Here is a 12,488-nt window from a genome sequence, read left to right as displayed (position 1 = left end):
CAAAAAATGCTGTTCAACCCAATGGTCCTGCACCGCCAGGCCTGGCTTTCCTGCGCCCTGCTGACGCTGGGCATGGGCACCGCCCAGGCGCAATCCACCCCAGCCCCCTCCTCCCAGGGTGCGCCAGCCTGGCCCACCCAGCCCGTCAAATGGGTGGTGCCCTATGCGCCGGGCGGCACCACCGACGTGATCGCGCGCCAGCTGGCCGTGCAGATGGGCAAGGACCTGGGCCAGCCCGTGGTCGTGGACAACCGTCCCGGCGCGGCCAGCATCATCGGCGCCACGCTGATCGCACGCGCCCCGGCCGATGGCTACACGCTGGGCACGGCCGACTCGGGCACGCTGGCCTTCAACCCCGCCATGTATGCGCGCCTGAGCTATGACGCGGGCAAGGATTTCAGCTACATCGGCGGCCTGGGCCGCATGCCGCTGGTGCTGGCCGTGCATCCGTCCTTCCCTGCGAAGAACGTGCAGGAATTCCTGGCCATGGCGCGCAAGGAGCCGGGCGGCATCTCCTCGGCCTCGTCGGGGCCGGGCTCGCCGCTGCACGTGGCGCTGGAGCTGTTCAAGCAGCGCACGGGCACCCAGATCCTGCACGTGGCCTACAAGGGCTCGGCCCCGGCGCTGCAGGACCTCATGGCCGGCCAGATCCAGTCCATGTTCGTGGACCTGCCGCCCAGCATCTCGGCCATCCGCGCGGGCAAGCTGCGCGTGCTGGCCGTGGCCACGCCCCAGCGCCTGCCCATCCTGCCCGACGTACCCACCATGGCCGAGGCCGGCGTGCCCGGTTTCGAAGCCTATGCCTGGCAGGGCTTCGTCGGCCCCGCCCACCTGAGCCCTGCACTCACTGAGCGCCTGAACAGGAGCCTGGCCACCGCCCTGCGCCACCCCGAGACGCGTGCCAAGCTCGAAGAGATCGGCATACAGCCCATGGAGATGACGCCGCAGCAGTTCGCAGGCTTCGTGCGCTCGGAACAGGCGCTGTGGAGCGGCGTGATCAAGGCGGCCCAGATCAAAATGGATTGAAGCGCAGCAGCGACAAAAGACACTTAGAACAGATTCCGGAGACAACATGACCACCGCATCCCGCCGCCATTTCATCCGCTCACTCGGCGCCCTGGCCGCAGCGCCCGTCCTGCCCGCCGTGGCACAAGCGCCTGCCGGCGCCTGGCCCCAGCGCCCCATCGAACTCATCGTGCCCTTCGCTGCAGGCGGCGGCACCGACGTGCTGGCACGCGCGCTGGCCGAGGTGGCGCGCAAGCACCTGCCGCAGGACCTGATCGTGCTCAACCGCGCAGGCGCCAGCGGCGCCGTGGGCTGGACCGAACTGGCCAATGCCCGGCCGGACGGCTACAAGATCGGCATCATCACCGTCGAGCTGACCATGATCCCGCACATGGGGCTGACCAAGATCAGCTCCGACGCCCTGCTGCCCGTGGCCCGCCTGAACGCCGACCCCGCCACCATCGCCGTGCGTGCCGACTCGCCCTATCGCAGCATCGAGGAACTGATCGCCGCCGCGCGCAAGGACGAGGCAGCGGTGCGCATCGGCAATGCCGGCCCGGGCTCGCTGGGCCACCTGGCCGCCGCCGCGCTGCAGGACAAGGCGGGCGTGAAGTTCAACCACGCGCCCTACCGCGGCGCCAACCCCGCCGTGCTCGACCTGCTGGGCGGCCACATCGAGGCCGTGGCCGTCACGCCCGTGGAGGTGGCCACCTATGTGGCGGCCGGCAAGATCCGCCCGCTGGCCATCATGGCCGAGCAGCGCATACAGGCCGGCTGGGAAGCCGTGCCCACGCTCAAGGAGCGCGGCATCGACCTGCTCATCGGCGGCTGGCGCGGCCTGGCCGTGCCCCGCAACACGCCCGACGCCGTAGTCCAGACCCTGCGCAAGGCCATGACCCAGACCCTCAAGGACCCCGTCCTGCGCGAAACCATGGCCAAGCAGAACATGGGCGAGGGCTACCTGGACCAGCCCGAATTCAAGGCCGTGATCGACCGCGACAACGCGGTGTTCAAGCAATTGGTGGATAAGCTGGGGATCAAGGCCTGAGGGGCAAGCACGCTGGCCACAATGCGCAGACCCGCACTCAGGGGTCTGCAAGCAGCGCTCACTCGAGACCCGTCTGCAGGTCAATAACGGGGGTGCATGACATATTCAATGGACCGTACATTCGATATTGAGGTAATCCAAGCGTAGGCATCACACTCAAATAGTGGCAGATGCCGGAAAACCCATCGGCGCAGGAAATGCTATGGATTGCGTATTTATTTGGAGCGAATATTTTCCTGTCAGGAGGAAAAATCAACGGTGTGACGTTTCTCGATAGAGATGCAATACGCGCCACCTGCTCGGATGCTTGCGGAAATGGAAGTGAGTCATATGCCTGCAGCGTAGCAAGCTCCGGATAGCATGCAGCCAGTTTTTCCGAAAGATTGAAGTTGACAACGATTCTTTGAAACTTCGGCACATTCTCTGCTAATGAACTGGTATAGAGCGCGGCAATGCACAGGGCAGCAAGCATGCGTTGGTTCATGGCTCGGCTTTCTTGATTCCAGGCAGAACAGTCCGCAGTTGAAAAGGAATATACTGATTTCTCAGCAACCGCTGCACTTTAAGCGTCGAATCAGCACAAGGAAATAGGACTGCTCTGAAAGTAGTGCAAAACCCGCTCGTTCCTATTGCTGCCTGGCTTTCACCGAATGAACCCCGCCGCAAACGACGCCCGCAGGAACTCCACGAACACCGCCACCGCGCGCGGCACGTGGCTGGCGTAGGGGCGGATGGCGAACAGCTGTTCGCCGAAGGCGTCGACGGGCCGCCAGCCGGGCAGGACTTCGCTCAGGTGGCCGGAGGCCAGGCCCGATTGCGCGCTGAAGTCCGGAACCAGGGCGATGCCCAGGCCGGCCAGTGCCGCGTCGCGCAGGATTTCGCTGTTGTTGGCGGCAAAGCCGCCGGTCACGGGAACGACGACGCGCACGCCGTCCACGCCGGCGTCGCGGGGAACGAAGCTCCAGGCCGGGGCACCCTGGGTGCGCGGATAGTGCAGGCAGTGGTGCGCGGCCAGGTCCTGCGGCGTGGACGGGGTGCCGTGCGCGGCCAGGTAGTCCGCGCTGGCCACGAGCAGCGAGCGCGTGGGCGCCAGCGCCCAGGCCACATGGGTTTCGGGCGGCGCCGTGACGTGGCGTATGGCCAGATCAAACCCTTCCAGCGCCAGCGAGCGTATCTGGTCCGACAGGTCCAGCTCCAGCCGGATCTGCGGATGGGCGCGCAGGAAGGCCGGCAGGCGCGGCATGAGTTGCTGGCGCGAAAAGGCCAGCGGCGCCGTCACGCGCAGCAGGCCGCGCGGTGCGGCAGCCAGGTCGCGCACGCCGGAGAAGCTGTGGGCAATGTGCTCGAAGGCACCGCGCGTGTCGTCCGCCAGGCGCTGGCCCGCTTCGGTCAGGCGCACGCTGCGCGTGGTGCGGGTGACCAGGGCGATGCCGGCTGCACGCTCCAGTTCGGCCACGCGCTGGCTCATGGCCGCCTTGCTCACGCCCAGGCGCGCGGCGGCCGAGGTGAAGCTGCCCTGCTGCTCCAGCACGACCAGCCAGTGCAGGTGGCTCCACAAGGCCTCGGCCTTGGCATCGGGTTTTTCATTTGCCATGCATGGATTGTTCAGCAAATTGAACAATCAATTCAAGCGCAGCGCCTAGGCAGGCAGAAAGCGCACTTCTAGACTGCCTGGCATGAACACCGCAAACACCTCCTTCGCTTCCATCGTCCACTACGTCAACGGCCAGCGCACGGCAGGTGCCAGCGACCGCGGGCAGGACGTGACCAACCCGGCCACCGGCCAGGTCACGGGCCGCGTGGCCCTGGCCTCGCGCGCCGATGTCGATGCCGCCGTGGCGGCGGCCAAGGCGGCCTTCCCGAAGTGGGCCGATACGCCGCCCATCCGCCGTGCACGCGTGCTGCTGCGCTTCCTGGAGTTGCTCAACCAGCACAAGGACGAGCTGGCCCATGCGATCACGGCCGAGCACGGCAAGGTCTTCACCGATGCGCAGGGCGAAGTCAGCCGCGGCATCGACATCGTGGAATTCGCCTGCGGCATTCCGCAGCTGCTCAAGGGCGATTTCACCGACCAGGTCTCCACCGGCATCGACAACTGGACGCTGCGCCAGCCCCTGGGCGTGGTCACGGGCATCACGCCCTTCAATTTCCCGGTGATGGTGCCGATGTGGATGTTCCCGGTGGCCATTGCGGCGGGCAATACCTTCGTGCTCAAGCCCAGCCCCATCGATCCCACACCGTCGCTTCTGATCGCCGACCTGCTCAAGCAGGCGGGCTTGCCTGACGGCGTGTTCAACGTGGTGCAGGGCGACAAGGAGGCGGTGGACGCGCTGATCGAGCATCCCGACGTGAAGGCCGTGAGCTTCGTGGGCTCCACGCCCATTGCCAACTACATCTACGAGACGGGCGCGCGCCACGGCAAGCGCGTGCAGGCCCTGGGCGGCGCCAAGAACCACATGGTGGTCATGCCCGATGCCGATATCGAGCAGGCCGTGGACGCGCTGATCGGCGCCGGCTACGGCTCGGCCGGCGAGCGCTGCATGGCCATCAGCGTGGCTGTGCTCGTGGGCGACGTGGCCGACCAGCTGCTGCCGCGCCTGATCGAGCGCACCAAGGCGCTGAAGGTGCTGGACGGCGAGGACCTGGCCGCGGAAATGGGCCCCATCGTGACGCGCGCCGCGCACGAGCGCATCAGCGGCTACATCGACCTGGGCGTCAAGGAAGGCGCGCAGTTGCTGGTCGATGGCCGGGGCTTCGACGGCAAGGCGGCCGGCTCCTCCACAGGCACGGACACCTCGGGCGGCTTCTGGCTGGGCGGCACGCTGTTCGACCATGTCACGCCCGACATGCGCATCTACAAGGAAGAGATCTTCGGCCCCGTGCTGGCCGTGGTGCGCGCCAAGGACTTCGCCGAGGCCGTGCAGCTGGTCAACGACCATGAGTTCGGCAACGGCGTGGCCTGCTTCACGCGCGACGGCAATGTGGCGCGCGAGTTCGGCCGCCGCATCGAGGTCGGCATGGTCGGCATCAACGTGCCGATTCCCGTTCCCATGGCCTGGCACGGCTTCGGCGGCTGGAAGCGCAGCCTGTTCGGCGACATGCACGCCTATGGCGAGGAAGGCGTGCGCTTCTATACCCGCCAAAAGAGCATCATGCAGCGCTGGCCCGAGAGCACGCCCAAGGGCGCGGAATTCGTGATGCCCACGGCCAAGTAGGCGCAGTCCCCCTCCATGAAAAAACCAGCCCGCGGGCTGGTTTTTCTTTGGGGACTGCGACCTGTCAGAAGCGGTATCCGATGCCGATGGCGTAGACGTTCGGATTGAGCTTGAGCGACACGCTCTGGCCCGAGGACAGGTGCGCCGTGGTCTTCAGGAAGCTCTTGTAGTAGGCCACGTCCAGGAACCAGCGCTCGTTGAAGTTGTAGACGAAGCCGATCTGGGGCGTCAGGCCCCATTTGCTGTCCACCGAGGCCGTGGTCGGGTTGGCCAGCGTGCCGCCGGTCAGGCCGTTGAGGGAGGCCGTGGTGCGCTCGCCGAAGAACTTGGCATAGGTCACGCCCAGGCCCAGGTAGGGGCGGAAGGCGGAGTTGGCCTCGCCGAAGCGGTACTGCGCGAACACGGTGGCGGGCAGCACCTTGGTGCGGCCCAGCTTGCCCGTGCCGGAGATGGCGCCATTGCCCACGAAGTCATGCTTGAACGGCAGGCCCATGGGCACGTCGATGGCCCAGTTGTTGGTGACCATGTAGGTCACGCCGCCCGTGAGCTGGCTGTTGGCCTTCACGTCCACGCGGGTGTCGGGGAAGCTGGGTGTGCTCAGCCAGCCGCTGCTGGTCTGGGGATCGATGCGCGTGGCGCCCAGGCGCACGCTCCAGGTGCCGGCGGACTGGGCGGTGGCGGCCATGCAGGCCGTGGCCATGGCCACGGCGGCAGTGATGCGCAGGAATGTCTTCATGGATGTGTCTCCTCGTGCTGCATGACTGCGATCACAGCCAGCCGGCACGGGCCAGGGTGCGGGAGGCCAGCTGGCTCATCTGCTGATGGCCATAGGGCGTGGGGTGGAAGCTGTCGGCAAAGGCATAGCTCTTCCACCAGTTGGCGCTGGTCTCGCCCACGGGAATGGAGGCGGACAGCGCGGCCTCGGTGCAGGTCGGGAAGCTGTAGGTGGGCAGGCCGTCGGCGCCCACGCCGGTGGCAGGGCAGGCCGCCTTTTTCACGTTGGTGTAGGCGTACTGGGCGGGGTCGGCCATCTGCTGGCGGAACTCGCTGTAGAAATCGATGATGGCCACGCGGCTCTCGCCCGCGAAGCCGGTGGCAACCTGCTGGTTGAAGGCCTTGACCCAGCCGTCGAACACGGTCTCCAGCTGGGCGGCGGCGGCCGAGCCCTGCTGCTGGGCCACCGACTGCAGTACCAGCTGGAAGCGCGGCGTCAGCGTGATGGCCGGCACGTTGAGGATGGCCACGCGCGTGGCGCCCTTGCCCAGCACATTCGCCTGGATGGTGGACACATAGCCCTTGGCCAGGTTCTGCATGTACAGGCCGCCGGCCTGGGCCATGCCGGCCTGGCCCTGCTGCAGCAGCGCACCCAGCGTGGCCGCGTCGATCTTGGTGGACAGCAGTGCCTTGAAGTTGGCGCCCTGGTCCCTGGAAGCGGCCAGGAAGGCGCCGATCACGTCGGCCGCGTCATTGGCGCCGCCGTCGATCACGGCCAGGTCATCGGCCGTGAAGCCAGCCGCGCCGGCCAGCAGGATCTGCTGCGTGATGGAGATGGGCGCCGTGGGCGCGCTGGTGTAGTTGATGCGGCCGCCGCCCACGGCGTAGTTGTTGCACGAGGTGTTGGGCGTGAAGGCCGTGCCGTTGAAGCGCGGGCACAGGGAGATGTTGTACAGGCCCGCCACGCGCTCGGCCCAGACCTGGTTGGAGCCGGCGCCTGTCAGCGTGGCGTTCTGCACGGTGAACTTGTAGCCGAAGGTGCCGCTGTCGGAGAGGCTGTCGCCCATCACCTTGACGGAGGTGATCTTGGCACGGGGGGTGGTGTCGGCGCCGCTGCCGCCACCGCAAGCGGCCAGCAGGCCGGCCGTGGCCAGGGAGGCCGCGAGGATTCGATAACGATTTGCCAAGGTGTGATCTCCGTGAAGTGTTGTGAATAGCACGACCGTGCTTTTTTTGGTGATTGCCATCGTAGCGACAGTCGCACCTTGGCGACACCGGGCAAGTACCGATAGGAATCGCGGGCCGACCGGGCATTTCGCACGCGGGCGAATAGACGATAAATACCGGTCTGGCGCCCGCAGGCAGGACAAGGCCCTTGCCGGGCAGGAGGCGGAAACACAACGGAAAGGGCCTGCAAAAGCAGGCCCTGGAACAGGAGCGCAGGCGGCGTATCAGCGGTCGTGCGCCGTCCAGTCCACCAGCGCATCCCAGGCCGCGCGCGCGGCGGCCGCATTGGCGTGGTTGGCCATGGCCACCAGCACGTATCGGCGGCCGCTGGCGCCATCCACATAGCCGGCCAGGGCCGAGGCATCGCGCAGCGTGCCGGTCTTCAGGTGCGCCATGCCCTGGACGCGGCTGAGGCTGCGGCGCAGCGTGCCATCGACGCCGACGATGGGCATGGAGGCCACGAACTCCGGCATCACGGGCGAGGCCCAGGCCTGCTGCAGCATGCGGCCCAGGCCGGAGGCCGTGATGCGCGCCTCGCGGCTCAGGCCCGCGCCGTTGTCGGCCACGGGCTGCTCGGCCGCACCCCAGCGCGCCTGCCACCACTGGCCCAGCGCCTGGCGCGAGGCCTCGAAGCTGGCCACGCCGGTGCGCTGCATGCCCATGGTCAGGAACAACTGCTGGGCCATGACGTTGTTGCTGTATTTGTTGATGTCCCGCACCACCTCGGCCAGCGAGGGCGATTCGCTCTGGAAGGCCGGCTGCAGGCCGGCCGGCACGCGGCCGTCGCGCACGGTGCCCGTGAGCTTGCCGCCCAGCTCGCGCCACATGCCCTCGATGGCGCGCGCCGCGAAGGCCTCGGGCTGGGCCGGCGCCAGCGACCAGCTCTTGTCGCCGCAGCTGGCCGGGAGCGTGCCGGCAAAGGCGATGCGCAACGGGTCGGCCATGTCCAGTTGCAGCCGGGCGCGCCAGTCGCCGCACTCGCTGCCTGCCGGCGCCAGGGGCACGGTTTCCTGTTGCTGGATTCCGGCCAGCGGCGGGTCGTATTGCAGCCGCGCCACGCCCGCCGCGGCGTCGGGCACAAAGCCGACCGTCACGGCCTTGTAGTTGACCAGCAGGGCGTCGGGCGCCACGTTGTAGGGGCGCCAGGGCTCGTTGTCGAAGGTGGAGGGATCGTGGGCGGGGACGGAGAACGCGCTGCGGTCCAGCACGATGTCGCCCACGATGACCTTGATGCCCATGCCCTGCAGGCGGCGCAGCATCAGCCACAGCCGCTCCATCACGAGCTTGGGATCGCCCTGGCCCTGGATGTACAGCGGCCCGCGCAGCACGCCGTCCTGCACCGGCCCGCCCAGGAAGACGGGCGTGCGCCAGACATGGGCAGGACCCAGCTGGTCCAGCGCCGCATAGGTGGTGACCAGCTTCATCACCGAGGCCGGGTTCATGGCCACATGGCTTTGCCAGTCCAGGCGCGGAGCGGCCCGGCCATCGACCTCCACCACCAGGGCGGAGACCGCCTCGCGCGGCAGCTTGGCGCGCGCCAGGGCGGCTTCCACGGGAGGCGGCAGCCGGCTTTCGCGCGCAGTCTTGGTGGCAAGGGCCGCCGGTGACGTGGGCGCATCGGCCTGGGCAATGGCCATGCCGGGCAGGGCAGCCGCCGCCAGCAGCGCGGCTGCCAGGCCCCGGTGTGAACGCGGCGTTCCGAGTGAGAAGGCGGAGGAAATCGAGGAAATAAGGAAAGAAGACAGCGAAAGATGCAACATGGCCGGCAAGTCTACGCCGGTCATTGCGGCCATGCCGCGCGCGGGCCGGGCGGGGCACCGATAATCCAGGGCTTGCTGCGGCACCGCCGCCTGCCCCACGCCATGAATCTTCTTGCCCTAGACACCAGTACCGACACCCTCTCCATCGCCGTGCAGCGCGGCGATGCCGTCTGGGAACACAGCGGCCCCGGCGGCCCGCAGACCTCGACCGAGCTGATCCCCGCCATCCTGGCCCTCATGGCCCAGGCCGGACTGGAGTTCGCCGAGCTGCGGGCCATCGTCTTCGGCCGGGGTCCGGGCTCGTTCACGGGCCTGCGCACGGCGTGCTCCGTGGCCCAGGGCCTGGCCTTTGCCGCCCGCGTGCCCGTGCTGCCCATGGACAGCCTGCTGGCCGTGGCCGAGCAGGCGCGCATGCAATACGGCTGCACCGACCTCATCGCCGTGATCGATGCGCGCATGAACGAGGTCTACCACGCCGCCTACCACTGGGCCGATGGCCGCTGGAACGACATCGGCGAGCAAAGCGGCGACTTCGGCCTGTGCGCGCCCGAGGCCCTGCAGCTGCCGCCCGGCACCGTGGTGGCCGGCAACGCCCTGGCCGCCTATGGCGAGCGCCTGGCGCCCCAGGCCAGCCATGTGGCTGCGCTGCCCACGGCCGCCGCCATGCTGCGCCTGGCCCCTGCGATGCTGGCGGCCGACCGCGCCCTGCCGGCCGACCAGGCCCTGCCGCGCTACATCCGCGATAAAGTCGCGCAGACCACGGCCGAGCGCGAGGCTGCCAAGGCGGCAGCCGCGCTTGCTTCACCCGTGCAGACCACAGAGACCCCTCCTGCCCAGGCATGAGCACGCACACGCCACAGCCCTCGCGGCCGCTGCCGCCCCTGACCGACGCCTTGGCGTCGGAGCGGGACAGCGTGCGCTTCGAGCCGCTGAACGTGCTGTGGCTGGACACGCTGCTGCCCGTGGAGCAGCAGGCCTATTCCCATCCCTGGACGCGCGGCAACTTCATCGACGCCATGGCGGCCGGCTATGAAACCCAGCTGCTGGTGGATGCCCAGGGCGGGCTGGTCGGCTACTTCGTCGCCATGATCGTGCTCGACGAGGTGCACCTGCTCAACATCACCGTGGCCCCGGCGCGCCAGCGCCAGGGCTGGGCCCGCATCCTGCTGGACGCCCTGGCCCTGTGGTCGCGCCAGCGCCAGGCCCAATGGATCTGGCTGGAAGTGCGCGAGAGCAATGTCCGCGCACGCAGCATCTACGCCGCGCATGGCTACCAGGAGGTGGGCCTGCGCAAGAACTACTACCCCATGCACGACGGCCCGCGCGAGCATGCCGTGCTCATGAGCCTCAAGCTATGGCCCTGAATCTAGACACCCGCCAGCGGGCCATGCTGCATGCCATGGGCATCACTGTCTGGCTGCCCGAACCCGAGACCGCGCCCGCCGTGCTGTCCGAGGCCCTGGCTGCGCCCGCCGATGCGCCTGCAGCGGCGCCCCTGGTGGATCCGCTGGTGGCCCGCCCCGTTCCGCCGCCCGTGCAGGAGGCGCCCCTCCCGGCGCCTGATGCACCGGCGCCTGCTGCATCGTCGCCTGTCGCCGCGCCAACGCCCGTACGCGTTCAGGTGCCTGTTCAGGCGCCGGTCCAGGCGCCACCGCCTCCCGCACCCGTGCACGCCTCTCCCGCACCCGTCATCCCCGAACGCGAACGCCCGCCGCGCCGCTACGTGCAGCAGCCCGTGGCCGGCGCACCGGGCCTGGGCTGGCGGCTGGGCCTCGTGCGTCCCGTGTATGCGGCAACGCCGCCGGCCGGTGATGGCGGCGAAGGCGGCTGGCTGATCCTGCTGGAGCCGCCGGCCAACTCCCTGCCGCTGCCGCCCGCCCGGCGCCCCGGCCCCGACTGCGCGCGCACCGCGCTGGAAGGCGACGCGGCCCGGCTGCTGGACAACATGCTGCGCGCGCTGAACCTGCAGGACCATCCGCGCCTGTACAGCGCCGCCCTGCACCGCGTGCAGCCTCCGGCCGAAGGCCAGGAGGCGCCCGAGGTCCCGGCCCTGCAACCGTCGCTGGAGGCACTGCTGCGCGATCTGCGCCCGGCCTGCGTGCTGGTGCTGGGCCTGGCCACGGCGCGCGCCGTGCTGGGGCGCCAGGAGGCCCTGGGCCGCCTGCGCGCCGAGCCGCACCGCATCGCCGGTGTGCCGGCCGTGGTCAGCTACGACCCCAACTATCTGCTGCGCGCCCCCCAGGCCAAGGCCGGCGCCTGGGCCGACCTGTGCCATGCCCAGGCTTTTGTGACAGGCCGCCAGATGCCCCCTGGAGCCGCTTCCGAATAGCGCGGCCGGCCCGCATGCTGCAGCGCAACGCTGCATAATCCGATGCTTTGCATCTTGGAGAAAGCTCCGTGGAAACCTACCCCAGTTGGTAGCTTTCAACTCCCGGTTGGCCTGTGGGGTTGAAAGCACCCCCGATACCCCGCACGCCTGAGAAGAACACCTGGAGTGAGCCTATGCTCAACATCTTTACGCTGGCCAATGGCCGCCTGGTTCAAGAAGAGATCGAGTCGCTGGAGGAGCTGTCCCGCTTCAAGCCGATCTGGGTGGACCTGGAGTCGCCCACGGTCGAGGAAAAGCGCTGGATCAAGCAGCACTACGAGTTGTCCATCCCCGAAGATGCGATGGACGACGACATCGAGGAATCGGCCCGCTTCTACGAAGAAGACAACGGCGAGCTGCACATCCGCAGCGACTTCCTGATCGACGATGACGAGGATCCCCGCTCCGTGCGCGTGGCCTTCATCGTCAACGAGCACAACAAGAACCTGCGCAGCTGCGGCGTGCTGTTCTCCATCCATGACGAGGACGTGCCGGTCTTCCGGCTGCTGCGCATGCGCGCGCGCCGCGCGCCGGGCCTGATCGACGAGGCCAAGGACGTGCTGCTCAAGCTGTTCGACGCCGACGCCGAGTACTCGGCCGATACGCTCGAAGGCATCTACGACGACCTGGAGAAGGCCAGCAAGATGGTGCTGTCCGGCGACGTGACCGACGACGTGGCCCGCGAAGTGCTGGGCGCCATCGCGCGCCAGGAAGACCTGAACGGCCGCATCCGCCGCAACGTCATGGACACGCGCCGCGCCGTCAGCTTCATGATGCGTTCCAAGATGCTCAATGCCGAGCAGTTCGAGGAAGCGCGCCAGATCCTGCGCGACATCGAATCGCTGGACAGCCACACGGCCTTCCTCTTCGACAAGATCAACTTCCTGATGGATGCCACCGTCGGCTTCATCAACATCAACCAGAACAAGATCATCAAGATCTTCTCGGTGGCCAGCGTGGCCCTGCTGCCGCCCACGCTGATCGCCAGCGTCTACGGCATGAACTTCCGCTTCATGCCCGAGCTGGAGTGGGAGTTCGGCTACGTCTACGTCATCGCGCTCATGGTGCTCAGCGCCGTCGGGCCCATGCTGTATTTCCGCAAGCGCGGCTGGCTGAAGTAGCGGCAGCCGGCCCCCTCGGGCCGGGCTTTC

At 68.1% G+C, this 12,488-nt stretch carries 12 protein-coding genes; 7 read left to right on the top strand and 5 right to left on the bottom strand.

What is annotated here, in order from left to right; all coding sequences use genetic code 11:
* Positions 1 to 6 precede the first annotated feature (6 nt).
* Positions 7 to 1,026, top strand: coding sequence for a Bug family tripartite tricarboxylate transporter substrate binding protein (locus ACN20X_RS04800; RefSeq protein ID WP_026062026.1), 1,020 nt, complete (start codon positions 7 to 9; stop codon positions 1,024 to 1,026).
* Positions 1,027 to 1,072: 46 nt separating this feature from the next.
* Entirely contained in the window at positions 1,073 to 2,053 is a 981-nt protein-coding gene (locus tag ACN20X_RS04795) for a tripartite tricarboxylate transporter substrate binding protein (RefSeq protein ID WP_133073070.1), read from the top strand.
* Positions 2,054 to 2,111: 58 nt separating this feature from the next.
* On the opposite strand, the gene ACN20X_RS04790 is transcribed toward ACN20X_RS04795, so the two are convergent.
* Positions 2,112 to 2,537, bottom strand: coding sequence for a hypothetical protein (locus ACN20X_RS04790; protein WP_126311156.1), 426 nt, complete (start codon positions 2,535 to 2,537; stop codon positions 2,112 to 2,114).
* 159 nt (positions 2,538 to 2,696) lie between these two features.
* On the bottom strand, positions 2,697 to 3,647 hold the full coding sequence (locus tag ACN20X_RS04785; RefSeq protein ID WP_133073069.1) for a LysR family transcriptional regulator: 951 nt from the start codon (positions 3,645 to 3,647) through the stop codon (positions 2,697 to 2,699).
* A gap of 82 nt (positions 3,648 to 3,729) precedes the next feature.
* Between ACN20X_RS04785 and ACN20X_RS04780 the strand changes: the two genes are divergently transcribed.
* A complete protein-coding gene (locus ACN20X_RS04780; RefSeq protein ID WP_016449119.1) occupies positions 3,730 to 5,268 on the top strand; it encodes a CoA-acylating methylmalonate-semialdehyde dehydrogenase in 1,539 nt (512 codons plus the stop codon).
* A gap of 64 nt (positions 5,269 to 5,332) precedes the next feature.
* Here ACN20X_RS04780 and ACN20X_RS04775 read toward each other — a convergent pair whose 3' ends face one another.
* The 3 genes from ACN20X_RS04775 to dacB form a co-directional block, all read right to left on the bottom strand.
* The gene (locus ACN20X_RS04775) at positions 5,333 to 6,004 is read right to left on the bottom strand and encodes an OmpW/AlkL family protein (RefSeq protein ID WP_016449118.1); all 672 of its coding nucleotides are present in this window, start codon (positions 6,002 to 6,004) and stop codon (positions 5,333 to 5,335) included.
* A gap of 31 nt (positions 6,005 to 6,035) precedes the next feature.
* Complete coding sequence (locus ACN20X_RS04770) at positions 6,036 to 7,169, bottom strand: SGNH/GDSL hydrolase family protein (protein WP_047217891.1); 1,134 nt, start codon at positions 7,167 to 7,169, stop codon at positions 6,036 to 6,038.
* A 264-nt stretch (positions 7,170 to 7,433) separates the two neighbouring features.
* Positions 7,434 to 8,846, bottom strand: coding sequence for a D-alanyl-D-alanine carboxypeptidase/D-alanyl-D-alanine endopeptidase (gene dacB / locus ACN20X_RS04765; protein WP_473210802.1), 1,413 nt, complete (start codon positions 8,844 to 8,846; stop codon positions 7,434 to 7,436).
* Positions 8,847 to 9,071: 225 nt separating this feature from the next.
* Here dacB and tsaB point away from each other — a divergent pair, with 225 nt between their 5' ends.
* The 4 genes from tsaB to corA all read left to right on the top strand — a co-directional run bounded on the left by tsaB (position 9,072) and on the right by corA (position 12,458).
* Positions 9,072 to 9,812 (top strand): tRNA (adenosine(37)-N6)-threonylcarbamoyltransferase complex dimerization subunit type 1 TsaB, encoded by a 741-nt coding sequence (gene tsaB, locus ACN20X_RS04760; protein ID WP_016449115.1) that lies wholly within the window; start codon positions 9,072 to 9,074, stop codon positions 9,810 to 9,812.
* Complete coding sequence (rimI, locus tag ACN20X_RS04755; RefSeq protein ID WP_016449114.1) at positions 9,809 to 10,333, top strand: ribosomal protein S18-alanine N-acetyltransferase; 525 nt, start codon at positions 9,809 to 9,811, stop codon at positions 10,331 to 10,333. Before tsaB ends, rimI begins: the two co-directional genes overlap by 4 nt.
* Positions 10,324 to 11,298 (top strand): uracil-DNA glycosylase family protein, encoded by a 975-nt coding sequence (locus ACN20X_RS04750; RefSeq protein WP_473210329.1) that lies wholly within the window; start codon positions 10,324 to 10,326, stop codon positions 11,296 to 11,298. Before rimI ends, ACN20X_RS04750 begins: the two co-directional genes overlap by 10 nt.
* A 173-nt stretch (positions 11,299 to 11,471) precedes the next feature.
* The gene (gene corA / locus ACN20X_RS04745; protein WP_016449112.1) at positions 11,472 to 12,458 is read left to right on the top strand and encodes a magnesium/cobalt transporter CorA; all 987 of its coding nucleotides are present in this window, start codon (positions 11,472 to 11,474) and stop codon (positions 12,456 to 12,458) included.
* The last annotated feature ends 30 nt before the right edge of the window (positions 12,459 to 12,488 follow it).

The sequence above is a fragment of the Delftia sp. PX-1 genome, assembly GCF_055797465.1.
Note: the sequence above shows the minus strand (reverse complement) of the source record. Positions and strands in the feature narration are given on the sequence as shown.